The sequence below is a fragment of the Frigoribacterium sp. Leaf415 genome (assembly GCF_001424645.1).
GTDB lineage: Bacteria > Actinomycetota > Actinomycetes > Actinomycetales > Microbacteriaceae > Frigoribacterium.
In genome coordinates, this window is the sequence record NZ_LMQR01000001.1 from 2,074,476 (window position 1) to 2,099,750 (window position 25,275).

Annotated in this window: 28 protein-coding genes; 12 read left to right on the top strand and 16 right to left on the bottom strand. The window is 72.0% G+C overall.

The genetic code is table 11. The features are described 5' to 3' along the window. The first annotated feature begins 6 nt into the window (after nucleotides 1-6). Complete coding sequence (locus ASG28_RS09505) at nucleotides 7-459, top strand: VOC family protein (RefSeq protein ID WP_055974419.1); 453 nt, start codon at nucleotides 7-9, stop codon at nucleotides 457-459. Between the two features lie 376 nt (nucleotides 460-835). Here the strand turns inward: ASG28_RS09505 and ASG28_RS09515 are convergent, their stop codons facing one another. After that, nucleotides 836-1,108 (bottom strand): hypothetical protein, encoded by a 273-nt coding sequence (locus tag ASG28_RS09515; RefSeq protein ID WP_157485686.1) that lies wholly within the window; start codon nucleotides 1,106-1,108, stop codon nucleotides 836-838. Nucleotides 1,109-1,263: 155 nt separating this feature from the next. On the opposite strand from ASG28_RS09515, the gene ASG28_RS09520 reads away from it, so the two are divergent. From ASG28_RS09520 to ASG28_RS09530, 3 genes are all read left to right on the top strand, one after another. Continuing rightward, nucleotides 1,264-1,890, top strand: a complete 627-nt coding sequence (locus tag ASG28_RS09520) for a DUF6226 family protein (protein ID WP_055974427.1) — start codon at nucleotides 1,264-1,266, stop codon at nucleotides 1,888-1,890. A 90-nt stretch (nucleotides 1,891-1,980) separates the two neighbouring features. Further along, on the top strand, nucleotides 1,981-2,481 hold the full coding sequence (locus tag ASG28_RS09525; protein WP_055974430.1) for a GNAT family N-acetyltransferase: 501 nt from the start codon (nucleotides 1,981-1,983) through the stop codon (nucleotides 2,479-2,481). A gap of 258 nt (nucleotides 2,482-2,739) precedes the next feature. Next, nucleotides 2,740-3,072, top strand: a complete 333-nt coding sequence (locus tag ASG28_RS09530) for a hypothetical protein (protein WP_055974433.1) — start codon at nucleotides 2,740-2,742, stop codon at nucleotides 3,070-3,072. 371 nt (nucleotides 3,073-3,443) lie between these two features. On the opposite strand, the gene ASG28_RS09535 is transcribed toward ASG28_RS09530, so the two are convergent. Next, complete coding sequence (locus ASG28_RS09535) at nucleotides 3,444-4,013, bottom strand: recombinase family protein (protein WP_055974436.1); 570 nt, start codon at nucleotides 4,011-4,013, stop codon at nucleotides 3,444-3,446. Between the two features lie 344 nt (nucleotides 4,014-4,357). Here ASG28_RS09535 and ASG28_RS09540 point away from each other — a divergent pair, with 344 nt between their 5' ends. From ASG28_RS09540 to ASG28_RS09550, 3 genes are all read left to right on the top strand, one after another. Next, complete coding sequence (locus ASG28_RS09540; protein ID WP_055974440.1) at nucleotides 4,358-4,741, top strand: iron chaperone; 384 nt, start codon at nucleotides 4,358-4,360, stop codon at nucleotides 4,739-4,741. A gap of 140 nt (nucleotides 4,742-4,881) precedes the next feature. Further along, the gene (locus ASG28_RS09545; protein ID WP_055974443.1) at nucleotides 4,882-5,175 is read left to right on the top strand and encodes a DUF4190 domain-containing protein; all 294 of its coding nucleotides are present in this window, start codon (nucleotides 4,882-4,884) and stop codon (nucleotides 5,173-5,175) included. Between the two features lie 188 nt (nucleotides 5,176-5,363). Beyond that, nucleotides 5,364-6,263 carry an SDR family oxidoreductase gene (locus tag ASG28_RS09550; RefSeq protein ID WP_055974446.1) on the top strand — a complete coding sequence of 300 codons (900 nt, stop codon included), beginning with the start codon at nucleotides 5,364-5,366 and terminating at the stop codon, nucleotides 6,261-6,263. Between the two features lie 95 nt (nucleotides 6,264-6,358). Here the strand turns inward: ASG28_RS09550 and ASG28_RS09555 are convergent, their stop codons facing one another. Further along, nucleotides 6,359-8,860 carry an ATP-binding cassette domain-containing protein gene (locus ASG28_RS09555; protein WP_082454548.1) on the bottom strand — a complete coding sequence of 834 codons (2,502 nt, stop codon included), beginning with the start codon at nucleotides 8,858-8,860 and terminating at the stop codon, nucleotides 6,359-6,361. Between the two features lie 112 nt (nucleotides 8,861-8,972). On the opposite strand from ASG28_RS09555, the gene ASG28_RS09560 reads away from it, so the two are divergent. Next, entirely contained in the window at nucleotides 8,973-10,124 is a 1,152-nt protein-coding gene (locus ASG28_RS09560; RefSeq protein WP_055977420.1) for a hypothetical protein, read from the top strand. A gap of 197 nt (nucleotides 10,125-10,321) precedes the next feature. Here ASG28_RS09560 and ASG28_RS09565 read toward each other — a convergent pair whose 3' ends face one another. From ASG28_RS09565 to ASG28_RS09575, 3 genes are all read right to left on the bottom strand, one after another. Next, the gene (locus ASG28_RS09565) at nucleotides 10,322-10,921 is read right to left on the bottom strand and encodes a GIY-YIG nuclease family protein (RefSeq protein WP_082454549.1); all 600 of its coding nucleotides are present in this window, start codon (nucleotides 10,919-10,921) and stop codon (nucleotides 10,322-10,324) included. Between the two features lie 136 nt (nucleotides 10,922-11,057). Continuing rightward, complete coding sequence (locus tag ASG28_RS09570; protein WP_123519103.1) at nucleotides 11,058-11,291, bottom strand: PLDc N-terminal domain-containing protein; 234 nt, start codon at nucleotides 11,289-11,291, stop codon at nucleotides 11,058-11,060. Nucleotides 11,292-11,325: 34 nt separating this feature from the next. Then, complete coding sequence (locus ASG28_RS09575) at nucleotides 11,326-12,069, bottom strand: SDR family oxidoreductase (protein WP_055977423.1); 744 nt, start codon at nucleotides 12,067-12,069, stop codon at nucleotides 11,326-11,328. 173 nt (nucleotides 12,070-12,242) lie between these two features. Between ASG28_RS09575 and ASG28_RS09580 the strand changes: the two genes are divergently transcribed. Further along, on the top strand, nucleotides 12,243-13,088 hold the full coding sequence (locus ASG28_RS09580; protein ID WP_055974453.1) for a helix-turn-helix transcriptional regulator: 846 nt from the start codon (nucleotides 12,243-12,245) through the stop codon (nucleotides 13,086-13,088). A gap of 77 nt (nucleotides 13,089-13,165) precedes the next feature. Beyond that, entirely contained in the window at nucleotides 13,166-14,212 is a 1,047-nt protein-coding gene (locus tag ASG28_RS09585; protein ID WP_082454550.1) for a Gfo/Idh/MocA family protein, read from the top strand. 88 nt (nucleotides 14,213-14,300) lie between these two features. Here ASG28_RS09585 and ASG28_RS09590 read toward each other — a convergent pair whose 3' ends face one another. Next, nucleotides 14,301-15,158 carry a hypothetical protein gene (locus tag ASG28_RS09590; RefSeq protein WP_157485687.1) on the bottom strand — a complete coding sequence of 286 codons (858 nt, stop codon included), beginning with the start codon at nucleotides 15,156-15,158 and terminating at the stop codon, nucleotides 14,301-14,303. Beyond that, complete coding sequence (locus ASG28_RS09595) at nucleotides 15,151-15,660, bottom strand: RNA polymerase sigma factor (RefSeq protein WP_235477742.1); 510 nt, start codon at nucleotides 15,658-15,660, stop codon at nucleotides 15,151-15,153. Before ASG28_RS09595 ends, ASG28_RS09590 begins: the two co-directional genes overlap by 8 nt. A 248-nt stretch (nucleotides 15,661-15,908) precedes the next feature. On the opposite strand from ASG28_RS09595, the gene ASG28_RS09600 reads away from it, so the two are divergent. Together ASG28_RS09600 and ASG28_RS09605 are read left to right on the top strand one after the other, a co-directional pair. Next, on the top strand, nucleotides 15,909-16,652 hold the full coding sequence (locus tag ASG28_RS09600) for a CHRD domain-containing protein (protein ID WP_235477750.1): 744 nt from the start codon (nucleotides 15,909-15,911) through the stop codon (nucleotides 16,650-16,652). A 1-nt stretch (nucleotide 16,653) separates the two neighbouring features. Further along, nucleotides 16,654-17,295 (top strand): class F sortase, encoded by a 642-nt coding sequence (locus tag ASG28_RS09605; protein WP_055974463.1) that lies wholly within the window; start codon nucleotides 16,654-16,656, stop codon nucleotides 17,293-17,295. Nucleotides 17,296-17,402: 107 nt separating this feature from the next. Here the strand turns inward: ASG28_RS09605 and ASG28_RS09610 are convergent, their stop codons facing one another. The 8 genes from ASG28_RS09610 to ASG28_RS09645 form a co-directional block, all read right to left on the bottom strand. Continuing rightward, nucleotides 17,403-18,596 carry a M28 family metallopeptidase gene (locus tag ASG28_RS09610; protein ID WP_157485688.1) on the bottom strand — a complete coding sequence of 398 codons (1,194 nt, stop codon included), beginning with the start codon at nucleotides 18,594-18,596 and terminating at the stop codon, nucleotides 17,403-17,405. Next, nucleotides 18,593-19,822 (bottom strand): hypothetical protein, encoded by a 1,230-nt coding sequence (locus tag ASG28_RS09615; protein WP_055974468.1) that lies wholly within the window; start codon nucleotides 19,820-19,822, stop codon nucleotides 18,593-18,595. Before ASG28_RS09615 ends, ASG28_RS09610 begins: the two co-directional genes overlap by 4 nt. Then, complete coding sequence (locus tag ASG28_RS16415) at nucleotides 19,819-20,517, bottom strand: TenA family protein (RefSeq protein ID WP_055974469.1); 699 nt, start codon at nucleotides 20,515-20,517, stop codon at nucleotides 19,819-19,821. The genes ASG28_RS09615 and ASG28_RS16415 overlap by 4 nt, the downstream gene beginning before the upstream one ends. Next, complete coding sequence (locus ASG28_RS09625) at nucleotides 20,499-21,248, bottom strand: glutamine amidotransferase (protein ID WP_055974471.1); 750 nt, start codon at nucleotides 21,246-21,248, stop codon at nucleotides 20,499-20,501. Before ASG28_RS09625 ends, ASG28_RS16415 begins: the two co-directional genes overlap by 19 nt. Before the next feature lie 75 nt (nucleotides 21,249-21,323). Next, complete coding sequence (locus ASG28_RS09630; RefSeq protein WP_055974473.1) at nucleotides 21,324-22,412, bottom strand: phosphotriesterase family protein; 1,089 nt, start codon at nucleotides 22,410-22,412, stop codon at nucleotides 21,324-21,326. Further along, nucleotides 22,409-23,464: an ABC transporter permease gene (locus tag ASG28_RS09635; RefSeq protein ID WP_082454552.1), complete on the bottom strand. Its 1,056-nt coding sequence runs from the start codon at nucleotides 23,462-23,464 to the stop codon at nucleotides 22,409-22,411. The genes ASG28_RS09630 and ASG28_RS09635 overlap by 4 nt, the downstream gene beginning before the upstream one ends. Further along, the gene (locus tag ASG28_RS09640; protein WP_055974478.1) at nucleotides 23,461-24,216 is read right to left on the bottom strand and encodes an ATP-binding cassette domain-containing protein; all 756 of its coding nucleotides are present in this window, start codon (nucleotides 24,214-24,216) and stop codon (nucleotides 23,461-23,463) included. The genes ASG28_RS09635 and ASG28_RS09640 overlap by 4 nt, the downstream gene beginning before the upstream one ends. Further along, nucleotides 24,216-25,247 carry a substrate-binding domain-containing protein gene (locus tag ASG28_RS09645; protein WP_055974481.1) on the bottom strand — a complete coding sequence of 344 codons (1,032 nt, stop codon included), beginning with the start codon at nucleotides 25,245-25,247 and terminating at the stop codon, nucleotides 24,216-24,218. Before ASG28_RS09645 ends, ASG28_RS09640 begins: the two co-directional genes overlap by 1 nt. Between the last annotated feature and the right edge of the window lie 28 nt (nucleotides 25,248-25,275).

Below are 25,275 nucleotides of genomic sequence, written 5' to 3' on the forward strand. Positions count from 1 at the left end.
GCAGAGATGACCATCCAGACGACCACCCACCTCAACTTCCGTGGCGACGCCCGCCGGGCGCTGGAGTTCTACCAGTCCGTGTTCGGCGGCCACACCGTCGTCACCACCTACGCGGAGGTCGGCATGCCGGCGGAGGCGCCCGGCTCCGACAAGGTCGTGTTCGGCCTCGTCGCCGCCGAGAACGGCTTCCGCATCATGGGGTACGACATCCCCGGCGAGACCGAGGGACCGATCGCCGGCGGCGGTTCGACCCGCCGGGAGAACGGCACGACGATCACCGACCAGGCCCTGTTCGTCTCGCTCGGCTCGGACACCCTCGACGAGCTCCGGGACTACTGGGACGCCCTCGCGGTCGACGCCGTCATCGTCGAGCCGTTGGCCGCGTCGGCGTGGAGCGCGGGCTTCGGCATGCTGACGGACCGGTTCGGTGTGACCTGGAGCATCAGCGTCACCGCCTGACGCCCGCCGCTCAGCCGCACCGGTCGCGGCACGGGCACGGCCAGCCCGTGCCGCGGCACTCTCTCCCACGATTCGCGTGCGCGTGTTCGCGACCCATCACGCCACCCGTGTCGAGACCAGGGTTCGCGGGCGGGTCCTCGACATTCTTCTCGTGGCCGAGGACGGTTCGACTCTGCCCGTCCTTCGCATCCCGAGCGGCCGAGCGCTCCGCGGCCTGGACGAAGACGACGATGGACACCTGGAAGCACCCTGGACTGGTAAGGCCCTGCAAGAACAAGCCCGAACCTTCGTCGTGACCGTGAAACGGTAGGCGCAGGGGCTCGGCGATCACCCCGGCCAAGCGTCTCGGTTCCCGATCGGCTCTCGGAACGCTCAGTCAACGCCTGCGGCGCACACCCCGTCGGTAGCCGAGCCATGCTGCCAGCACGAGCAAGCCGATCACGACGATGACTGCGCCGACGAGGCTCGCGGTCGAGAACACGTGCACCCCCTCGGCGGTGAACGTCGTATCTGACAGGGGCGCGTAGGCGAACCACCCGAAGGACACGGGTTGCGCCCCGGCAATGGCGAGGACGACGACGCCCACGACCAGAACGACCACACCGGCAACCGGAACGAGGCGGGAAGTCAGGCCGGCGTGACGCGTCATGCCTGGACCATAGCGCGCTCATTCGCACCCCAGGGTGCCTCAGCCGTTGTCCGGCGTCGACCGGCTGATGGATCTGGCCGGTGGTCGATCAGCTGTCGGGACTGCCAGCCACGCGACCGCCGCTAGGTAGGTAGGTAGGTAGGTAGGTTCAGGACATGGAGTTCACAGACGTGATCGCTGAGGTCACCCGGCGCTTCGATTCTCATTCCTCGGCGGGCAAGCAGTGGAACGACCCCCACGAGCACAGCGACATCGTCGAGGAGGAGTACTCCCGGGTCACGGAACCAGAGCGTTACGCCGTCGTGGGAGCCAGGGCAAGGTCGTGGATCGACGCTCTGGAGGGCCTGGGGCTCGGGACGGCACAGATCGTCGAAGCACCACCGTGGGCCTACGGACCCTCCGCCGCGCGGGCCGTTCGCGTCACTCCCGTCACAGTGGATGCCCTGTCGATCTTGGTCGTCATGGGGTCGACGGAGGGCATCGAGGACACAGTCGCGCTCGGAGTCGGTGACCCTGCAGTCCTGATCGGGATGGAGCCCTTCTGCGGCTGCGACGCCTGCGACAGCGGTAGCGACTACCTGCTGACCGCGATCGACGACATGTTCACCGGGATCATGGACGGAGGCTTCCTGTACGCCGAAGGTAAGGATTGGAAGCTGACCGTCGGTGTGAACGGCTGGTCCGCGTCAGGCTCGCAGGACTTCGATTCGCTCATCGACAAGGCTCGCGCAGGAACGAGCATCGGCCGCCTCATGATCACCGGAGGCCCCTGGCTCACCTGACACCGGTGCGAACACTCGCAACCGAGCCCGCCCAGCGATCCTCTATCGGGCAGTGCACGAGTGTTCCGCGCGGCACGAAATGATGGTGGCATGTCCACCCCCGAGCAACTCGTGCCGACCGTCCGTCGTGCGGATCTCACCGGAAGTGACGCAGCGCAGGTAGGAAAGCTCATCGCCGACTACCTCATCCAGACCGAGCGGGAAAAGGCCGAGCACCTAGACGGCGCCCACGGTCCGACGCCATTGCCTGAGAAGTACCGCCACGAGGTCGACGACCCTTACTCCGCGTATGCCTCTGCCGACGTGTACGTGGCCGAGTTGCAAGGCCACCTAGTCGGCGTCGCTGTGGTCCACAGCGACCAGGACGCGGACGAACTGAAGAGAGTGTGGGTCGATCCAGCTGCTCGCGGAACTGGCGCAGGATCTGCGCTCCTCAACGCAGCGCTGACACGTGACGAGCAGCGCCCGCTCCGGCTGACAGTGTGGAGGTGGCGGGATGACGCGATCAGGCTCTACTCCCGACGAGGGTTTCAAGCCGTTGCCTCATGGGACCCGCGTCCTGACCTGATCTGCATGGAACGACGAACCTGACCCGACGTCGCTAGCATCCCAGGCACGGATCCCCTATCGGGACGGACCGAGCAGAGGACATTGCGTTTAGCTGCAGGGGTGTGCGTATGCTCGCAGCAGCACCAGCCGCACCAGCCGCACTGTCGCGAAGGGTAGGACACGATGATCCGACGACGCATCCTCGAAACTTCTGCAGGAGCAGGGGTTCTCTGCCTACTGCTATCAGGATGCGGCGGAACTGCTGCGGCGGGGACCGGCGACCTGCCAAGCTTCACTTCGATGGATCAGCTCGTCTCCGCCGTTGACGAGCACCTTGGCTGCGACACCGACCCTGCCGGCGATCCTGTCACCCCGATGAACGGCGACGCTCTGCCCACGGACCAAGTTCTGTGCCTGCCCCACGTGCAGATCGACCTCTACAAGGACCAGGCGGCACTGGACAAGGCTCTAAACCTCTGGAGCGATACCCAACAAGGCCCCGTGCCGTTAGTGCACGGTGGCAACTGGATGGTGGTGGACCTCACCGGGGTGGCTACTGGTGAGCCCTCGGCCGTCGATTTGGAAGGGCTTGCATCTGAGATGGACGCCGAATACGAGACCGTCGCCGCCTGACGACGCATCGGTGACCGGCGAGCGATCGTCTATCGGAACATCAAGCCGGGACACTCGGCGGCGCTAACCATGCAGCGCGAACAGTCAGGGTCTGTCCGCACGACGGCGCTTGATTGAAGCCCAAATCGCTTGCCCGCCGTAGAGAGCAATCAAGACCACCCCGATCACGATTCCGCCGAAGCTGCTCAAGTCAGTGGTCGCGCCGAGAACGACAGCTCCTACGATCAGGAGTAGGCCCACGCCAACGCCGATCAGTCCCACGCGGAGCTGTGCGCGGAGCAAGTTCGGCTCACGACGGGGACTCATGCCTGAAGTATGCCTCTGCTAGATACCTTTCGGCGGTCGCATGTTGAGAGCTGCCCGGTCCCCACCTATACCTGCTCTGCGCGTTCGACAGCTCGGTAGACGGTCGAGCGAGCGACGCCGAAGAGCTCGGCGATGTCGCTGGTCGTGTGGGCGCCGGTGCGGTGCAGCTGCACGAGGTGCTTCTCCTGAGAGGGGGTGAGCTTGGGCTTGCGGCCGCGGAGTTTGCCGGCGGCCTTGGCGATCGCCATGCCCTCCCGCGTGCGCGCACGGATGAGGTCGGCTTCGAACTCTGCGACCATGCCGAGGACATTGAACAGGAGCCGGCCTACCGGGTCGGTGGGGTCATAGACCGCTCCCCCAAGATTCAGGGCAACACCCTTCTTCGTCAGCTCGTCCGCGATGTCAGTCGCGTCGCGCAGCGATCGAGCAAGACGGTCGAGCTTTCTCACGACCAGAACGTCGCCGGCACGGCACGCAGCAAGGGCCTCGCGGAGGCCCGGCCTGGCTCGGGTTGTACCCGACAGCCCGTGGTCAACATGCACGTGTTGATCGTCAACACCTAGCGCTGCAAGACCGTCGCGCTGTGCTGCGAGATCCTGTCCGGACGTTGAGACGCGGGCGTATCCGATGAGCATGCGAAGACTGTAGCGTTTAGACCCCCGTCACCGGGCATTTTTGCGGGACAGGCATACGCGAATCCGCAGGCCAGACGCTACTTGACTCGGGCGGATTGAAATGGGCCCGAGAAGGTGTCCCGATGAACGACCGGCTATCGGCCATCTCGAGATCCGCTTCGCCGAGGCTCATCCGTCGGCCAGGAGAAAAGGCACCGACCAATGGCGGGGCGACGTGAGCACTGCATGTCGAGAAGTTCCCCGAGTCCCGCCGGCGGCGGCCGCACACGTTCGCTCGACCCCGGGGGCTGGCGGCCCGGGCCGATCCGTCGCACACTGGTGCCCATCGAAAGAGAGGACTCGTCATGGGCGACAGCGTGGTCGATCAGTACATCGCGGGGTTCCCGCCCGAGAAGCGCGAAGCGCTCGAGCGGGTGCGACGGGCCATCCACTCCGGGTGCGCCGGCGGCGTCGAGAGCCTCCGGTACGGCATGCCGGCCATCCGCTTCGACGACGGGCAGACGCTGTACTTCGCGGCCTGGACCAGACACCTCGGCATCTACCCCGTCCCCCGGTTCGACGAAGCCCTCGAAGGCGACGTCTCCCCGCACCGCCGAGCCAAGGACACCGTCGAGGGATGGGGCCGACCCGTCCCCGACCAACTCGTCGAACGGATCAGCCGCGCCATCGCGTGCGGCACGGCGACGACGGCGGACGCGCCTCCTCCGGCTTTCGCGGTCACCCGCTGACGGCTCCACCGGCACGACACGAGTGACCTGACCACACCCGTCACGGCAGGCCCGCCGCGCCGGCCGATCGTGCGGCCCTCTCCGCCAGAAAGTGGCTAGCGTCGACGAGTAATGCTCACCCCGATGTCGAGGAGACACCGATGACGAACCCCAACCCTTACACCGGCGCGAACGTGCCCGCGACGACGACCAAGAAGACGATGGGCGTCCTGTCGCTCGTCTTCGGCATCGTCAGCATCGTCTTCTGCTTGTTCCTGCCCGTCCTGTGGATCTTGCTGGCCATCGCGGCCGTCGTGCTCGGCTTCATGTCGCGCAAGCGCGAGCCCGCCGCCCGCTCCATGGCGACGGTCGGCATCGTGCTCGGCTTCGTCGGCATCCTGGCCAACATCGGCTCGATGATCGCCGGCGCGCTCATCATGACCCAGGGCCTCTGACCCCACGTCACGCACGTCCTCGAGTGGTCCCGAACCGCCCTCCGCCCCGAGCGGACGACGGTCCGGGACCACTCGTGCGTCGTAGGGCCTCAGGCGAGCCCGCCCGGAACACGACCCCGCCCGCGGGGTACGCCCCGGAGTCCCCCCGGCGTAGCGTCCAGGGCACCGCGAACCAGAGAGGACCCCGCATGACCCGCGACCAGTACACCTTCGCCGACCCGCGCACGCTCTACCCCACGATCAGCCCCGAGGTGCAGCACCAGGACGAGCCCGGCCTGCAGTCGCAGATGACTCCCGTCCCCGACCTCGGCGAGGAGACCTACCGCGGCACGGGCCGCTTGCAGGGTCGCAAGGCCCTCATCACGGGTGCCGACTCCGGCATCGGCGCGGCCGTCGCGATCGCCTACGCCCGCGAGGGTGCCGACGTCGCCCTGAACTACCTGCCGAGCGAACAGTCCGACGCCGATCACGTCATCGCGCTGATCGAGGCCGCGGGACAGAAGGCCGTGGCGATCCCCGGGGACCTGACCAGCGCCTCCTTCTGTCGTGAACTCGTCCAGAAGGCGGTCGACGGACTCGGCGGCCTCGACGCCGTCGTCAACGTCGCCGGCAAGCAGGTCTGGCAGCAGGACATCGAGGACATCACCGACGAGCAGTTCGACCTGACCTTCCGCACCAACGTCTACGCGCCGTTCTGGATCGTCAAGGCGGCCGTCCCGCACCTGGCCCCCGGCTCGACGATCATCAACACCGCGTCGGCCGAGGCCCACACGCCCGCCCCCGACCGCCTCGACTACGCGGCGACCAAGGGCGCGATCAACAACCTGTCGAAGGGCATGTCGCAGCAGCTCATCTCGAAGGGCATCCGCGTCAACGTCGTCGCTCCCGGCCCGACCTGGACCGTCCTGCAGGTGACCGACGGCGTCGACCCCGAGTCGCTCCCCGAGTTCGGCTCGAGCGAGGCCCCGCTCGGCCGCGCCGGCCAGCCCGCCGAGCAGGCACCCGCCTACGTGTTCCTCGCCTCGGCCGAGTCGAGCTTCGTCGCGGGCGAGACGCTCAACGTGAACGGCGGCATGGTCTCGCCGTAGGGCGTACCGCTCCAGCCAGAGGGAGCAGAAACCGAGGAGGCGCGGGTCGGCTGCACCGCGCCTCCTCGGTTCTCGGCGTCCCGGCTCTCGCCGGGTCAGGCGGGCAGCGCCGCCGCGAGGTACGGCGCGGTGCGACTGCCGGACGCCCCGGCCACCTGCTCGGGCGTGCCGACGGCGAGGACGCGCCCGCCGGCGTCCCCTCCCCCGGGGCCGAGGTCGATCACGTGGTCGGACGCCGCCACGACGCCCATGTGGTGCTCGACCACGACGACGGTGTTGCCCGCGTCGACCAGCAGCTGCAGCTGGGTGACGAGCAGCTCGACGTCGGCCGGGTGCAGGCCCGTGGTGGGCTCGTCGAGCAGGTAGAGCGTGTGCCCGGCGCGGGCACGCTGCAGCTCGGTCGCGAGCTTGATGCGCTGTGCCTCGCCGCCCGACAGCTCGGTCGCGGGCTGGCCGAGCCGCAGGTAGCCGAGCCCGACCTGCCGCAGCGTCTCGAGAGCCCGGGAGGCGCTCGTCACCTCGGTCAGGAACGTCGCCGCCTCGTCGACCGTCATCGCGAGCACGTCCGCCACGGTCGCTCCGTGCCAGGTGACCTCGAGCGTCTCGGCGTTGTAGCGGGCGCCGTGGCACTCGGGGCAGGGCGAGTAGCTGCCGGGCAGGAAGAGCAGCTCGACCGAGACGAACCCCTCGCCCTGGCAGACCTCGCAGCGGCCTCCCGTGACGTTGAACGAGAAGCGTCCGGCGCCGTAGCCCCGGGCCCGCGCCTCGTCGGTCGCGGCGAAGGCCTGGCGCACGGCGTCGAACAGGCCCGTGTAGGTCACGAGGTTCGAGCGCGGCGTCCGGCCGATCGGCTTCTGGTCGACCTGCACGACGCGGTCGACCCGCTCGTGGTCGGTCGCCGTCTCGGCCAGCACGCCGCCGACCAACGTCGACTTGCCCGAACCCGACACCCCCGTGACCGCGGTGAGCACGCCGAGCGGCAGGTCCACGTCGACGCCGTCGAGGTTGTGCCGGGTGACGCCGCGCAGCTCGAGGGTGGCGGTCGGTTCGCGTCGGACGGGCGACCCGCCCTGGGCGTGACCGGCGACGGAGGGGTCGAGGAAGCGCCTCGTGACGGAGTCGGCGACCACGGCGAGCCCGGCGACGGGCCCGCTGTAGAGCACCGCGCCTCCTTGGCTCCCGGCCCCCGGGCCGACGTCGACGACCCAGTCGGCGCGGCGCACGATGCTCATGTCGTGCTCGACGACGAACACCGAGTTGCCGCTCGCCCGCAGCCGTTCGAGCACCTCGACGAGGGACTCGGCGTCGGCCGGGTGCAGGCCGGCGCTCGGCTCGTCGAGCACGTAGACGACGCCGAACAGGCCCGAGCGCAGCTGCGTCGCGATGCGCAGCCGCTGCATCTCGCCCGGCGACAGGGTGGGCGTCGCGCGGCCGAGGCTGAGGTAGCCGAGCCCGAGGTCGTCGAGCACGGTCGTCCGGGCGAGCAGGTCGGCGGCGATGCGGACGGCGACCTCGGTGACCTCGCCCGAGGACGCGTTCGACACCGCGGCCGACGCGCTCGTCAGGGTGGCCGTCGGCCGCAGGACGTCGCCCAGCTCGGCGATCGGCAGGGCGTTCAGCTCGGCGATCGTCCGGCCGGCGAAGGTCACGGCGAGCGCCGACCGGGTCAGGCCGCTGCCGCCGCAGAGCGAGCAGGGCCCGCTCTCGACGTACTGCAGCACCTTGGTGCGCTGGGTCTCGCTCTGCGAGTCGGCGAGGGTGTGCATGACGAAGGCGCGGGCGCTCCAGAAGCGGCCCTTGTACGGCTTGGCGACGCGGTCGCGCTGGGGGGTCACCTCGACCACGGGCTGCTCGTCGGTGTAGAGCAACCAGTCGCGGTCGGCCTGCGGCAGGTCGCGCCAGGGGCGGTCGATGTCGTAGCCGAGCACGCTCGTGACGTCACGGAGGTTCTTGCCCTGCCAGGCTCCCGGCCAGGCGGTGATCGCACCGTCGCGGATGCTGAGACCGGGGTCGTGCACGGCGGACGCCTCGGTCACCTCGTGCGCGATGCCGAGTCCGTGGCAGCGCGGGCAGGCCCCGGCCACGGTGTTCGGCGAGAACGAGTCGGACTCGAGGCGGTCGGCCCCGGCCGGGTAGCTTCCGGCCCGCGAGTAGAGCATCCGCATCGAGTTCGACAGGGTGGTCAGGGTGCCGACGGTCGACCGTGAGCTCGGCGCGCCCCGACGCTGCTGCAGGGCGACGGCCGGGGGCAGGCCGGTGATCTCGTCGACGTGCGGAGCGCCGCCCTGGGCGATCAGCCGCCGCGCGTAGGGGGCGACCGACTCGAAGAAGCGACGCTGCGCCTCGGCGAAGATCGTGCCGAAGGCCAGGGACGACTTGCCCGAGCCCGAGACGCCGGTGAAGGCGACGATGCTGTCGCGCGGCACGTCGACGTCGACCGCGCGCAGGTTGTTCTCGCGGGCGCCGCGGACGCGGACGAAGCCGCGGGCGTGGACGTCGGTGGGGACGGCGGTCGGGGTGTCGGCCTGGGTGCCGGCTGCCGGGACGGGCACGTCGATGGCGGGCGTGGGCACGTCGGGAGGTGCGGTGTCGGGCATTCGGTCGATGCTACGGGTGCGCGGCGGAGTCGGCCCGCGCCTCCTCGTCCCGACGGGGTGTGAGCACCACGCGTCGGGCCCCGGTGTCGGTGGCCCGTCGTAGCGTGTGCGCGTGCCCGAGCCGATCGCCGCCTGGTGGGCGCGACGCCGGACGTCGCGCGGCCTCGCCGTGCCCTATCCGGTGGGCAGCTACCGCGAGGCCTGGGCGTCGTACCCGGTGCTCGTGCGGCAGTACCGTCCCGAGTACAACGGCGGCATCGTGCTCAGCCAGATCCCGCCCGCGGCCGACGTGTGGTTGTGCTGGCTCTGCGACTCGGGCCACGTGTTCGTCGCCACCCCCGACGAGCAGCGACACCGGCCGGGGCGCGAGCGACGCCGGTCGTCGTGGTGCCCCGAGTGCAGCGAGCTCGCCGCGCCGCGCGCGCTGCCGATGCGGCCGCCGATGGCGCCGGCGGCGGTCGTCCGCGCGCAGGCCGCGGGCATGCCGGGGCAGGGCTCGGTCGGGCCGGTTCAGGGCTCGGATGCGCCTGCGCCGGTCTCGGGCGCGCCTGCGCAGGCCGCGGCTGCGCCGGGTCAGGCCGGAGCGGCCCGGAGCCCAGGAGGCGCGGTGCCGGCGCCCCCGTCACCCCAGCCCCGACGTCGTCGCGCCTCGAGCACGGGCCTCCCCTCGACGACGCCGCGGGCCGAGCCGACCCGTGTCGCCCGGCCGGACCCTGTCGCCCGGCCGGACCGTGTCGCCCGGCCGACCCGCGCCTCCCGGCCGGACCGCGTCGCCCGGCCGACCCGCGCCTCCCGGCCGGTGTGCGACAAGACGCCGGCGGTGCCGACCGGCACCCCGTTCGTCAGCGCGTGTGCCCCGAAGCCGGCGTCGGCGGTCGAGGCCGAGCTGCGGGCCGAACTGACGGCCCGGCTCGAGTTCGAGCCCGGTCTGAACGCCGTGCGCGTGGGGCGTCCGTTCTTCGACCACGTCGAGGTGTGGCCCGACATCGTGCTGAGCGAACTGCGGGTCGCGATCGAGTACGACTCGACCGGGCGGCACGGGCTCGAACACGTCGGGCACCGCGAGACCGCCGACCGCCGCAAGGACGCCGCGCTCCGTGCCGCGGGTTGGGAAGTCGTGCGACTCCGGACCGGCAAGCTGCCCCCGCTCGGTTCGCACGACCTGCAGCTGTCGGGGCTGACCCGGCAGACGGTGCCCCTGCTGCTCGACGAGCTGCGCGCCATCCGAGGCCCGCTGCTCGTCGACGCCTACCTCCGCCGCTGAGCCCGCGCCCCGCCGCCCCGCGTCCCGGAGTCCCCCGACCCGCCTGCCCCCGTTCCCCCCTGGGTGTGCAAATCGCGACACCCCAAGGCAAACAGGCACTCCAGAGGGGCTGCTGAGCGGCGTGTCGCGCCCGCGATGTCGGGATTGGTACGCAATCGGCTGGTGCCCCGGTCGGGTTCGGCCCGTCGGCAGCCTGCTCAGCCGCGGAGCGCCAGTGCCTCGCTGCGCCAGCGGGCGTAGCGCTGCCACGGGTCGTCGACGCCCTCCGCGAGCGCCGCCACGTGGGCGTCGAGCTCGGCGCTGCGTGCGAACCACTCGGTGCGTCCGAACCGGGAGGCCGCGAACTGCCCGTGCCGCCGCCGTTCGACGAGGCGGTCGCCGCGCTCGAAGGCGAGCAGTTCGTGGTGCCAGAGCGTGCCGAGGCGCTGCCGGGGGTTCGACGACGTGCCGATCTTGATGCGGTCGTCGAACCGGATGTAGTAGACGACGTCCACCCGGACGACCCCGAGCTCGCCGTCGGGCACGTCACCCTGGCGCCACTCGCAGACGGCGCAGAGCCACCCCGACGGCCAGTGCACGCCGAGCCGTGACCCGCACGCGAGGCACGGCGACGGCAGCAGGTCGGTCACGCCCTCGCCCGAGCCCTCGAGCGAGGCCACCCAGTCGGCGGCGAGCGCGAGGTGCCGGTCGCAGAGCGGCACGGGCGACGACGGGTCGACCGGACGACCGCAGGAGTCGTCGGCGAGCCGACCCGCGCCTCCTCGGCAGCCGTCTGGTCGGGGTGTCGGGCGGGTCATCCCCGCAGGCTAGGTGCGGCCACCGACACCCGTCCGGCCGGCCGTACGAGAGCGAGGTGTCATGACCTGCCGCTCATCTCTGAACATGAGCGGCACGTCATGACATCTCGCGCGACGTGAGCAGGGACCGACCGGCTCAGTCCTGCTCGTGGTCGATGCGGAGGCCGAGCGGATGCGGCCCGAGCAGCAGCCACACGGCGCCGGCCCCGAGCGGGAAGAGGACGGCGGCGACCGTCCAGACCGTGCGCTCGAGCTGCGTCGTGTCGGCGCGTCGCCGCACCGCACGCACGATGCTGACGACTATCACGAGGTACACGACCGCCACGACGATCGCCACCACCGCCGGCCCCCAGTCGCCCCATGCACTCATCCACCCAGCCTAGGGCGCTGCCCCCGGCCCGGCCTCAGTGCCCGCTGAGCAGCGCCAGCACCGCGTCGTACCGTCCCTCGGCCTCGGCGTTGCGCAGGAACTTCACGCGCTCGACCAGGATCTCGTGGGCGTCGGGCTGCGCCTCGAGCAGCGCCATCGTCTCGTCGAGGAACTCGTCGAGCGGCATGGCCGACGGGTCGTCCTGCTGACCGAGCAGGGTGGTCTGCACGGCAGGCGGCACGAGCTCGACGACCTGCACGCTCGTGTCGGCGAGCTGCACGCGGATGCCTTCGCTGAACGAGTGGATCGCGGCCTTGGTCGCGTTGTAGGTCGGCGTGATCGGCAGCGGCACGCTCGCGAGCCCGGACGACACGGTGACGATCGAGGCGGCGGGCTGCGTCTGGAGGAACGACGTCCACGCGGCGATCAGTCGGATCGGACCGAGCAGGTTGGTCGTGACGGTCGCCTCGGCGGTGGCGAGGAAGTCACCGGTCGTGACGTCTTCGGTCTGCATGATGCCGGCCATCGCGATGACGACGTTCGTCTCGGGCCAGCGTCGCTGCACCTCGGCCGAGACGTCGACGACGGCCTGCGGGTCGGTGGTGTCGAGCTCGACGGCCTCGAGCCCCGGGTGGTCTCGGACGATCTCGTCGAGCAGCGCCCGGCGTCGGCCCGCCACGACGACGGTGTTGCCGGCGGCCTGCAGGCGCAGGGCGAGGCCCAGGCCGATGCCGGACGTGGCGCCGGGGATGAACACGGTGTTGCCGCTGATCTTCACGGTTGCTCCTTCGGGTGTGCCGCGCTCGGCGCGGCCGGTGGTGGTCGTCGCACCGACGACGGTCGGGGTGACGACCACCACTCTGACCCGGGGAGGCGCGGTGCGGCAGAGAGCGCTCGTCCAGGGATCGGCGCTCCCTGGTTGGCGGGTGCCGCGGCTGACAGCATGGGGCCATGGACCGCGCCGACCTCGCCGACTTCCTCCGCCACCGCCGCGAGGCGCTGCGACCGTCCGACGTGGGGTTGCCCGAGGGTGTGCGTCGGCGTACCGCCGGGTTGCGTCGTGAAGAGGTCGCGGGGCTCGTCGGCATGTCGACCGACTACTACGCGCGGCTCGAGCAGCAACGCGGTCCGCAGCCGTCCGAGCAGATGCTCGTCGCCCTCACCCGGGGGCTGCGACTGAGCCTCGACGAGCGCGACCACCTCTACCGCCTGACCGGCCACCACCCGCCACGCCGGACGCGGGGCGGCGACCACGTCAGTCCCGCGTTGCGGCGGGTGCTCGACCGGCTGGTCGACACCCCCGCGCTCGTCCTCAGCGACCTGGCCGAGACGCTCGCGCAGAACCGGCTCGCGGTCGCCCTGCTCGGTGACCAGATGCGGTACGAGGGGCTGGCCCGCAGCGCGTTCCACCGGTGGTTCACCGACCCGGCCGAGCGCGCCTCCTACCCGGTCGAGGACCACGCGCACCAGCTCGAGCTGCAGGCCTCCGGGCTGCGGGCGGCACTCAGCATGGCGGGCGGCGGGGGCCGACCGCGAGAACTCGTGGAGGCGCTGCTCGCGTCGAGCGAGGAGTTCGCGACGATCTGGGCTCGGCACGCCGTGCACCAGCGCTTTGACGACCGCAAGACGCTGCTGCATCCCGAGCTCGGCCGCATCGAGGTGGACTGCCAAGCTCTCTTCACCGAGGACCAGTCGCAGACGCTGCTCGTGCTGACGGCGACGCCCGGGTCCGACGACGACGCCAAGCTGCGGTTGCTCGACGTGATCGGCGTGGGGCGGTTCGCCGAGCAGGGCTGAGAGCTCTCGACGCCCCGGCCTGCTCCGCACCCGCGAAGATGGACGCACGCACGACGACGTGACACCGAGGAGACCGCATGTCCACGCAGACCCCGAGCACCCCGAGCACCCCGACCTTCCCCGCCGCGACGGCCGTCCCGTTGCGGGGCGGTCCGACCCTGCGCTGGGGCGTGATCGGCCCGGGCGAGATCGCCGGCGACTTCACCGACGCCCTGCACGCGCACACCGACCAGCGCGTGGTCGCCGTGGCCTCCCGCAGCCTCGGCCGGGCCGAGGCCTTCGCCCGCGCCCACGGCGTCGACACGGCGTACGGCGACCAAGAGGCGCTGGTCACCTCCCCCGACGTCGACGTCGTCTACGTGGCCACGCCCCACACCCGCCACCTGCCCGACGCCCTGACCGCGATCCGGGCCGGGAAGCACGTCCTGATCGAGAAGCCGATGGCGACCAGCACGGCCGAGGCCGACGAGATCGCCGCCGCGGCGAGCGCCGCCGGGGTCCTCGCCATGGAGGCGCTCTGGACGCGCTACCTGCCGCACACGACCGTCATCGCCGCGCTGATCGCCGACGGCGCGATCGGCGACGTGCGGCTCGCGACCGCCGACGTCGCCTGGGCCAACGACCTCGCGGCCGGCGGACGCATGACCGACCCGGCGCTCGGCGGCGGCGCGCTGCTCGACATCGGCGTCTACGCGTTCTGGTTCACCCAGTTCGCGACCGGCCACCCCGTCGAATGGCACGCCACCGGCTCGACCAGGGCCGACGGCGTCGACCTCGACGCGGCCGTCGTCACCCGCACGGCCGACGGGGTGCTCGCCACCGCGGCGACGAGCCTCCTCACGACGTCGCCCGGGCTCGGCACGATCTCGGGCACCACCGGGTCCCTCCGCACCCTGCAGAACCTCGTCTTCCCCGCGACGTTCGAACTGACGACCGGCGCCGGGTCAGCCGTCTGGAGCGACCCCACCGTCCCGACCGGCCGCCAGGGGCTCGCCTACCAGGCGACCGCCCTCGCGTCCTACGTGGACGCCGGGCTGCGCGACTCGCCCCTGCACTCCCTGGCCGACTCGCGGTCGCTGCTCGCGACGATCGAGGCGACCCGCGCCTCCTTGACCGTCGTCTGAGCCCGCCGAGAAGTCACGACTCGCCGCTCACGTCCAGAGGTGAGCGGCACGTCGTGACATCTCGGCGGACGAGCCCAGGAGGCGCGGCTCAGCTCGCGACCGGAGGCACCGACGCCACCGCGATGTCGTGCCCGTCCGCGGCACGGATCTCGACCGACGCGACGTCGGACCGCAACACGGCGGCGTTCAGCCGGCAGTCCACGCGCACGTCCGACCCGAGGAACGCACCGGACTCGTACTCGCGCCCGTCGCCGCCGACCACCACCACGGTGAACGCCGAACCCGTCGGCAGGCCGTCGATGCTGAGGACCGTCTCGGTGCCCCAGGTGTGGGCGACGAGGTCTCCGTCGAGGTCCACCCCGGCGGGCTGACCGACGAAGTCCACGTGCTCGACGGCGCCGAGCGTACCGGCAGGACCGGCCACCACCGTGTCACGAGGCGTCGCGAGGAGGACTCCGCCCCCGGCCCCGATCGCCAGGCACGCGGCGGCGGCCACGGCGATCAGCAGCGGGCGACGGCCTCTGCCGGAGCGGGCCGCCGCGACGTGGGGCCCGATGTGCGTGACCGACGCCTCGTCGGACGCGGTCCTGGCGCCGCGAAGGACGTCGATGTCGCGAGGGACGTCGGCTTCGAGCGGGACGCCGGCGCCGAGAGGGACGTCCGTGCCGCGCTGGTCCGGAGCCTCGGCGACGTGCCCGACAGCATCGACGCGCTCGCGCAGCCGGTCGCTCGGGGCCACGTCGTCCCAGCGGCCGAACTCCGAGAGTCCTCCGACGACGACGCCCAGCGATGCCAGCTCGGCGTCGATCGACGGGTCGGCAGCCCGCAGCTCGTCGAACTCGACGCGTTCGCTCGGCGAGAGGTCGTCCGCGAGCGCCGCGGCCACCAACTCGTCGCGACGGGCGTCGCCGTCACCGGCCCCCACCCCTGGCGTGCGGTCAGTCATCGGTCGTCTCCTGGTCGTCGAGGTGGGTGCGGAGGGCGCGCAGCGCGTGGAACACGCGGGTGCGCAGGGTCGCGACGGGGACGCCCGTGCGTTCGGAGACCTCGCGGTAGCTCAGACCCTCGAGGTGGACGGCCACGACGGCGGCCCGGTGGTCGTCGCTCAGGCGGGCGAGCCCCTCGGCCATGCCCAGGCGCTCGAGCGGGTCGGCCACGCTCGCGACGGGGTCGGGGGCGTGCTCGAGCGGCACCACCGACGGCGTGCGGCTCCGCGCCCGGTGCACGTCGAGCACGACGCGGCGCTCGATGGCGAACAGCCAGGTGCGGACGCTGCCGCGGTCGGCGTCGAACGAGTCGCGGGCACGCCAGGCGCGCACGAAGGTCTCTTGCACGCAGTCCTCGGCCAGCGTCCGGTCGCGGAGGGCGTTGACGGCGAAACCGAGCAGCGACGAGCCGTGCTCGACGAACGCGGCGCGGACGTCGAGACCGGACGACCCCTCGCTCATCGGGCTCCGATCTGCCGCGCGGCCCGGGACGGGGCCCGCGCGACCCATGACGGCGATCATCCGCCTGCCCTCCAGCCTATCCACGCCGATCGCGGATGCCGACGGGGTGTACGTCCGCCGCGCCTCCCGCGTTCATCGGACCGCCCACGAACTTTCTCGCGACCGACGTGAACGCATCGGCTCCGCCCGACGTAGGCCCTGTCGAGCGGCACCCGCCCGGGCGCCGCCCCGTCGAGAGGACCCGGAGCATGCCGAAGATGACGCGCACGACCAAGAAGACCGCCATCCGCACCCTGACGATCGGTGGTGCCGCCGCGACCGCCGTCACCCTGTTCGGCGTGACGCCCGCGTTCGCCGAGACCGAGGTGCCCGAACCGTCCACCTTCACGAGCGCCTACACGGTGATGGCGACGCCCGACCAGGTCATCAACAACGACGGGGTCGCCACCCCGGGCGAGCCCGGCGCGACGGGGACGTTCGACTTCCGCGTCAACAGCGACACCGAGGTCATCTGCTACGACATCACCCTGCGCGGCGTGACCGGCGACTACCAGAGCCCGGCGAAGACCGCGACGCACATCCACGAGGCGGCCCAGGGCCAGGCCGGCCCGCCGCGCATCGCGTTCCCGAACCCGGTCGACCGCGGGGACGGCACGCGCACGAGCAGCGGCTGCCTGCAGGGGCCCTTCACGACCGGTGTCATGAGCGCCGCCGGGGCCGACACGGGCACCGGCTTCAGCCTGAAGCAGCTCGAGGCGAACCCGGCCGGCTTCACGGGCGACTCGCACACGACCTCGTTCGCGGCCGGCGTCGTCCGCGGCCAGCTGACGCAGGTGCCCGTCGGAGGCGTCGACACCGGACTCGGAGGCGCGGCCACCGAGAGCGCGTCGGCCGGCGGTCTCGGCCTCGCGGCCGGTGGCGCCGGGGCCCTGGCCCTGCTCGGTGCGGGTGCGTACGTCCTGACCCGTCGTCAGCGCGCGACCCGGGCCTGACGTGGGTCGCTCCCTGCCCTCGGTGGTCATCGTCGCCGCCGTCGTGCTGGCCCTGACCGGGTGCGCGGCGCCCGGGGCGGTCGCACCGACGACGGCACCGACCCCGGGGGCGGGGGCGGACGCCTCGGCGACCGCGGCTCCGTCGGCGACCGGCACCGCGCCTCCTGCGATCGACGGGGTCGACGGGGTCGTCGGCGAGGGCGTCGTGCCGGCCGCCGTCTCGGTGCCGGCCATCGGACTCGACGCCCCGCTGATCGACCTCGGCATCGCCGACGACGGCACCATGGAGGTGCCGGTCGACGCGGACGACGTCGGCTGGTTCACCGGCGGGGGCAAGCCCGGCGGACGGGGGCCGACCGTCATCGCGGCACATGTCGACTCAGCCTCGGGGCCGGCCGTGTTCGCCCGGCTCGACGAGCTCGTCGTCGGCGACCGGGTCGACGTGACCACGGTCGACGGGGGTGTCGTGAGCTACGCCGTCACCGAGGTGGTCGACGTGCCGAAGGCCGAGTTCCCGACCGCGCGCGTGTTCGGCGCGCAGCCGACCGACCAGCTGCGGCTGATCACCTGCGGCGGCGTGTTCGACCGCGGCTCGGGCCACTACGACCAGAACCGGATCGTGTTCGCCGAACCGGTGGCCTGAGTCCGGGCGCCGGGCGCCCGGCGCCCGGGCACAGCGAGATGTCACGACTTGCCGCTCACCGATGAAGATGAGCGGCACGTCGTGACATCTCGGCGCAGGCCCGGGGCCTACAGCACCCCGGGAGGCGCGGCGCGGGTCGGCCGCGTCAGGCTCGCCACGAGGTGCTCGACGAGCGGCACGGTCCAGGCGACGTTCGCCGCGATGCCCCGGTTCGGCTCGTCGTCGGGCTGGTGCAGGCGGTGCAGGTCGTTGAAGGTCAGGAACGCGCTGGGCACGCCCGCGCGGTAGAAGGACGCATCGTCCGTGCCGGTCGTCGGCGGGAACCGGGTGACCAGTTGGAGGTCGGGCCGGGTCTCCGCCGCGTGCCGCAGCAGCGCGCCGCGGAACGCCGTCGAGAACGCCTCGGGCGCCCCGAACGCCTCGACGAACGACCCGCGACCGAGCCCGTCGACGTTGAGGACGTAGTCGATCGCGTCGAGCTCGTCGGTCGAGGCGCTGTCGACGAAGTGCCGGGACCCGCCCAGGTGCCACTCCTCGGCGGTGAAGAAGACGAGGCGGACCGACGCGACCGGCGGGGCCGCAGCCCACCGCTCGGCGAGCTGCAGCAGGGCGATCGTGCCGCTGCCGTTGTCGTAGGCGCCGACCGTGTTGAAGAACGAGTCGTAGTGCGCGCAGAGCAGCACCGACCCCTCGCCCGTGCCGGGGACGTCGACGATCAGGTTGTCGCTCGTCGCGGCCTCGACCGGACCGCTGTCGGCCTCGACCTCGAGCACGACGGGCTTGCCGTCGGTGATCCACTCGGTCAGCTGCAGACCGTCGAGGCGGCCGAGGGCGAGGTGCGCCACGTCGTGGTCCGACCCGGACGGCAGCGGCTGCGGTGCCGCGGGTCCGTCGTCGCGCGCGTGCAGGTAGGCCACCACGTCGCCGTCGTCACCCCGCACGACGAACTTCTGCCAGACCATCGAGTCGCCCCAGAGTCCCTGCGGGCCGACGGCCTCGACCGTGCCCCGGCGAGGCCCGTCGGTCGAGCCGCTCCAGAGCATCGGCCAGGCGGGCAGGTCGCGGGCGATCGGCTGCTGCACGGTGACCCGGGGAACGCGACCGGGCTGCCAGCCGGGCAGCGTCACGGGCTGCCGGGCGACCGGCCACCCGACCGCGGTCAGCCGCTGCTCGAGCCAGTCGCCGGCGGCCGCGATGCCGGGGGTGCCGTGGAACCGGGGGCCGTGCTGCACCAGGGCGACGAGGTCGTCGTAGGCGCGTTCCGCGCGCTGCGCCGCGTCCGGATCGGTGTCGTGGGTCATGTCGTTCCTCTCGGGGACGGCTCTCGGGTCGAAGTCGGGGACGGGGACGGGGACGGTGCCCACGCGGCGGTCGACGACGCGACCGGCGGACCGAGGAGGCGCGGCGCGGCCCCCCGGGCGGCCTGCGCCACCGTCGGCGCGGGCACCCCGAGCAGGTGCTGGGCCACGCGGGCGACGTCGTCCGTCCGCCCGCGGAACCACCAGCTGCCGAACCGGTCGGTGACCGGCTCGGGACGTGGGCCGAGCACGGGCGTGCCCCGGGCCTCGATCTCGGCGAACCCGCCGAGCCCGCCGTCGTCGTCGTAGAGGTGCAGGGAGTCTCCCCGCAGGCCCGGCGACTGGTCGGGTTCCTCCGAGTACTCGGCCGACGGGTCGCTGTGGCTGCCGCGCACGAAGAGCACCGCCCGGTCGTCGGCCGGGTCGCCGACGGCACGCACGTACCCCAGGCGTCCGGTGACGTGCGGTGCGGCGAAGCCGATCTTGAAGCGGTCGGCGCCGGTCAGCGACACGGCGACCCCGCCCGGCACCTCGGCGAGCAGATCCCCCACCGGTTCGTAGTAGTCCGTCACCTGGGCGTCGGGCACGGCCGCGACGAACGCCGTGCCGCCCGCCCGCACCTGGTCGAGCATCCACGACTCGGCCTCGTGCGCGCCGTCCGAGGAGATCCCGAGCCGCACCTCCGTCACGTAGCCGCCGTACTCGACGGCGTTGACGAGCGGTGTGCCGTCGGGGCCCGCGGCCGACGCGCCGCGCAGGTGCCGCAGCGGGTGTGGGGCCGGCCGGACGACGAGGCCCAGCTCGGCCCGGACGTGCCCGGTCGGCGCGGTGAACGCCTCGAGCTCGGCGATCCGCGACAGGGTCACGCGGTCGCCCGCGCGGTCGAGGTCGTGGCGGCCCGGGTCGAGCGACGGCGGCATCTCGTAGCTGCCCCAGTAATCGTCGCGGTCGCGGATCATGTAGGCGATCTCGGGGCCGATCCAGACCCGGTCGCCGCCGACGTTCCAGTCGCCGCCGCCCACCAGCCCACCGAACTCGTCGTCGTCGCCGAAGGCGTCGGGCAGCCAGTTCTCGGCCTCGCCCGCGGCGAAGAACGGACCGTAGACGCGGCCCCCGTACGACGAGACGACCACGACGGCGTCGGGTCCGACGACCAGCCTCTCGAAGGCGATCCCGGCCGTGGTGAGACGCGCCTCGACGGCGGCCAGGTCGACGACGGGGCCGGTCACGCGGCGACCTCGTCGAGGGCGCTCGCGTGGAAGGCGTCCTCGGCGCGCAGCAGGGCGACGAACCAGCGGTCCAGCCGGTCGTCGGTCACGTCGGCGGGCAGCTCGTCGACGAGCTGGTGCAGGAAGGCGACCTGGGCGCGGAAGCCGTCGGTGACGTGCAGCTCGATCCACCGCTGCACGTCGCCCGGTCGCGGCACCGACCGCTCGGCCGCCCGCGTGCACCACCGCAGGTAGAGCGTCTCAGCGGCGGCGAGGCTCGTCACGACCCCGGCGTAGCCGCCCTCGTCGAGCGCGGTCGTCACCGTGGCCTCGAGCACGGAGGCGCGGGCCAGCAGAGCGAGCAGACCCGCCTCGTCGACCGGTCGCGTCGCGCGCAGGTCGGCGAAGTAGGCACTCTGAGGTCCGACGAGGTCGATGACGGCCTCGGCGTGGCGCTCGGCCCGGGACCACTCCGGCTGCTGCCACAGGCAGTAACCGGCGAGTCGGGCCGCCGTCCGCACGAACGCCTGCTCGATCGCGAGGTAGCGAGCGAAGGCGGGGTCGTCGAGCGTGCCGTCGGCCATGCGGGCGAGCAGCGGCACCGACGCGGAGGCGTCGAGCTCGGCCGAGCAGCGGGCGACGAGCGCCGCCGCCCGGCCTGCGCCGGGGCCCTCGGGCCGGGTCGGGTCCGCCACCGTCAGCGGCTGGTCAGCCACGACACGATGCCGTTGAACACCTCGGCGTAGCCGTCCCACTCCTCGCAGAACGCCGGCGGCGCCCAGTGCGGCGAGCAGTCGCTCGTGAAGACCGCCGTGCGCCCCGCCCCGGCCTCGCCGACGACGACGAGCGGGTCGTCGCCCAGGCGGGCGAGTTCCACCGCCCCGGGCTTCACGACGGTGCGGTTGTAGCCGAGCAGCAGCGGCCACTCGGTGCCCGCGCCGCCGAGGGCGGGGTGGTCGGCGTCCAGCACGGTGGCGACGACGCCGGCCGGGCGCTCGACGCGGTCGTCGCCGATCAGCAGCTCGACCGGCAGCACGTCGGCGATCTCGGTGTGGGCGTAGCCCGCACGGCCCTGCCAGCCCGAGAACGACAGGTAGCCGCCGATCATCAGCAACGCACCTCCTGCCTCGACCCAGCGCGCGAGCTCCTGGACGCGGTCGCGACCGGGGATGCTCTTCTCGAACACGTCGGGCGCGAGCTGCAGCGAGTTGACCCCGATGTCGGACAGCACCACGACGTCGTAGGCGTCCAGCGCCTCCTGGGTCTCGGGGAACTCGGTCGACACGAGGTGGGCCGGCAGGTGGACGACCTCGTGGCCGCCGGCCTGCAGGGCCGTCCGCAGCTGTGCGACGCCCTCGGTGTACGAGTGGGCGGTGAACTCGTCGACGCCCTTGGTGTGGGTGGTCGCGGTGATCCAGCTCTCGCCGGCGATGAGGATGCGGGACATGATGGGGCCTTCCGGTGGTGACGGGACGGTTCGGGACGAGGAGGCGCGCGCGGCTCGGTGCCGCGACGTCGCCCCTCAGCGGGTCAGGGCCGCGCCCTCGAAGAGGTCGCGGACGTTGCGGGTGCCGACGCCGTGCACGACCTCGGCGTCGACGCCGAGATCGGTCAGCCGGTCGAGGAACACCGCGGGGACGTACGAGAGGCCGTTGCCCCCGTGCTTGCGCAACATGCTCTTGAGGAAGAGGTCGTGACTGAACAGCAGGCGGCGGCCGAACCCGGCCGAGACCAGGCGGGCGATCGCCGTCGCCGTCTCGACCGGCGAGGGCGACTGCCCCTCGCCGGGCAGCGAGAAGCGGTACGGCATGCCGATCATGTCGAACTCGAGCCAGACCCCGCGCTCGGCGAGGCTGCGCTGGTAGTCGGGGTCGCTGCCCGACGGGTCCATGTGGCAGAGGACGACCGCCGTGGGGTCGACGCCCTCGTCGCGCAGCACGACGTCGAGCACGCGACCGCCGTGCCGGACGAACCCGGGCAGGTGCACGAACATCGGCAGGCCGGTCTCGCGCTGCAGCCGGCAGGCCGCCCGCAGCGAGCGCTCCTCGCGCTCGGTGAAGCCGGGCGAGACGCCGATCTCGCCGATCACGCCCGAGCGGGGCACGCCGGTCTCGGCCGGATCGGACCGGTACTGCGCGACCAGGCGGGCGGCCAGGTCGTCGACGGTGTCGCGGCCCGTGGCCTCGGGGTGGAACCGCTCGAGGTACCAGCCGCCGCCGGTGACGACGTTCACCCCGCTGCGCCGTGAGATCTCGGCGAGACGACGGGGGTCGCGGCCCTGACCGTCCGAGGTCAGCTCGACGACGGTGCTTCCGCCGAGCTCGCGGAAGGCCACGAGCTCGTTGACCGCGTCGTCGTCGCCGTCGAGCACGCAGTTGTCGCGACAGGCGAGCGGGCGGTCGCGCAGCAACCAGGCGATCTCGGGCGTGACCGGCGCGTCGAACAGCTCGGGGAAGTCGGGGTCGGGCTCGAGCCCGCCCTCCTCGATGCTGTTGATCAGGTGCTCGTGCGGCAGCGTGTAACCGAGGCGGTCGCTCGGCACGGGGCCGGTGACCGTCTGCACGTCGACGAGCGTGGTCGTCTCGACGCCGAAGCCACCGACGCGGCTCATCGGGTCACCCGCTTGCGCACCAGGTCGGTGAACGATCCGCCGCGCAGGTTGATCCAGATGACGATGATCAGCAGGCTGCCCGTCACGATGGGCACGATGTAGGGGCTCAGGCCGAGCAGCGTGAGGCCGTTGGTGATGACGCCGGTCAGGATGGCCCCGATCGCCGTGCCGATCACGCTGCCCTTGCCGCCGAGCAGGTTCGTCCCGCCGATGACGACGGCCGTGATGACGGTCATGGCGAAGTCGACGCCCGAGTTGGCGTCGCCCGACCCCAGGCGGGCCGCCGTGATGATGCCGGCCGCGCCGGCCGCCGTGCCGCTGAGCACGAGGGCCATCATCTTGACGAAGCGGGTGTCCACGCCGGCCCGGCGGACCGACTCCTCGTTCGAGCCGATGCCGGTGATGTACTGGCCGAACCGCATGCGCTGCAGCCCCACGATGCCGACGCCGACGATGATCAGCGCGAGCCAGGCGGGGTAGCCGAGCCCGAACAGCCGACCCTGGCCGACCTGGGCGAAGATCAGGCCCGAGCCGATGGCGATCGAGTAGCCCTTGGTGATCAGCAGGGCCACGCCCCGCACGATCGACATGGTGGCCAGCGTGACGATGAAGGAGGGGATGCCCTGGTAGCTCGAGAACCAGCCGTTGACCAACCCGCCGAAGGCGCCGACGGCCAGGCAGATCACGATGACCAGCACCGACTCGAGACCGGCCCGCAGCAGCACCGCCCCGATCACCGACACCAGCGCGAGCGTCGACCCGACCGAGAGGTCGATCATGCCCGCCGTGATGACGAAGGTCATCGCGACGGCGACGATGGCCGCGGGTGCCACCTGCACGGCGACGTTCCGCAGGTTCGTGCCGGTGAGGAAGGTCGGGGTCGCCACCGAGAAGACGACGATGACGACGAGCGTCACGACGAGCATCAACAGGGTGGACTTGTTGACGCGTTGCAGGGCTTCCCAGCGGCGCTCGCGCACGTCGGCGGTGCCGGGGCCGTGACCCGGCTCGGGTCCGTCGGTGCGGGCGGGGTCAGAGGTCGTCGCGGTCATGCGGCAGCGCTCCCTTCACGGGTGATCATGTCGACGAGCGACTCGATGGTGAGGTCCTCGATGCGGGCGTCGTCCACGCTGCGCCCCTCGTACATGACGGTGATGCGGTCGCAGACCCGGAAGAGATCCTGCAGCCGGTGGGTGATCAGGATGACGCCGACCCCTCGGGCCGCGACCTCCTTGATGAGGCGCAGCACCGACTCGACCTCGGTGACGGCGAGGGCGGCGGTCGGCTCGTCGAGGATCAACACGTCGGGGTCGACCGACGCGGCGCGCGCGATGGCCACCGACTGGCGCTGACCACCCGAGAGCTGCGAGATCAGCTGGTGCGTGGAGGTCACGCGGACGCCGAACTCCTTCAGCACCGCCGTGGCCTCGGCGTGCATCGCCCCGACCTTGAGGAAGGGCCCGACCCGCGGCTCGCGGCCGAGGAACAGGTTGGCGGCGACGTTGAGGCTGTCGCAGAGGGCGAGGTCCTGGTAGACGATGCCGATGTCCTCGGCCTGGGCGTCGCTCGGGGACTGGAACCGCACCTCCTTGCCCTTGATGCTGATGCGGCCGCCGTCGTGCTGGACCGACCCGGCGAGCACCTTCATCAGGGTGGACTTGCCGGCGCCGTTGTCGCCGACCAGGCCGAGCACCTCTCCGCGTGCGAGGCGCAGGTCGACGCCGCGCAGGACGTCGACGGCGCCGTAGGACTTGCGGATTCCCTCGAGTTCGACGAGCAGGTCGCCGGTCGTGACGTCGGTCATCAGCCCTCCAGGTAGTACGAGAAGTCGGCCAGGTTGTCGGGCGTGACGATCGTGATCGGCACGTCGACGGTCGCCGGCACCTCGGCGGTGCCGCAGGCGAGGTTGATCGCGGCCTTGGCGGCCTCGTAGCCGAAGCCGAAGGTGTCCTGCTGGATGACGGCCTCGACGTAGCCGTCCTGCAGCCCCTCGACCGCCGAGGGCGAGAGGTCCCAGCCGACGATCTTCACGCGGTCCTGGGCGCCCTGGCTCTTGACCGCGGCGATGGCACCGTTGAGGGCGGGCTCGCCGGTGGCGTAGATGTACTGGAGGTCGGGGTTGCCGGTGAGCAGGTTCTCGGCCGCGGCCTGGGCGTCCTCGTTGACGTTCTGACCGTCGACGATCGTGCCGATGGTCATGCCGCCGGCCTCGACGGCGTCGGTGAAGCCGTTCTGCCGCTGGATCTGGATCGCGCTGTTGAGCGCGCCGACGACGCCGACCTCGCCCTCGCCGCCGGTGATGTCGAGGAAGGCCTTCCCGAGCTGGGCGCCGCCGTCCTCGTTCGCCGTGCCGACGTACGAGTCGATCGCCGAGGCGTCGTCGACCGAGCCGTCGGCGGCGACGACCGGGATGCCCGCGGCCTTCGCGGCGGTGAGGGCGGGGACGAGCGCGGTCGCGTCGACCGGGTCGACGATCAGGGCGTCCACGCCCGAGGCGACGAGGTTCTCGACGCCCGAGACCTGGGTGGCGCTGTCGTTGTCGCCGCTGACGATCTGCAGGTCGGCGCCGGCCTCGTCGGCGACGTCCTGGACGCCCTCGTTCATCTGGGTGAAGAAGGCGGTCTGCTCGTTGATGTCGACCATGCCGAGCTGGAGGGTGCCGCCGCCGTCGGGGGCACAGGCCTGGGGGACGTCGGTGGGGGCCGGGCGGGTCGAGGTCGAGCCGCCGGACGCGGAGCCGGAGGCGGTGGTCGAGGACGAGTCGCAGCCGGCGAGGGTGCCGATGGCGATGGCGCCCACGGCGAATGCGGCGAGGACGGTACGGGTCGTGGGCATGAGGAGCCTTCCTGGGGAGGACGAGGTG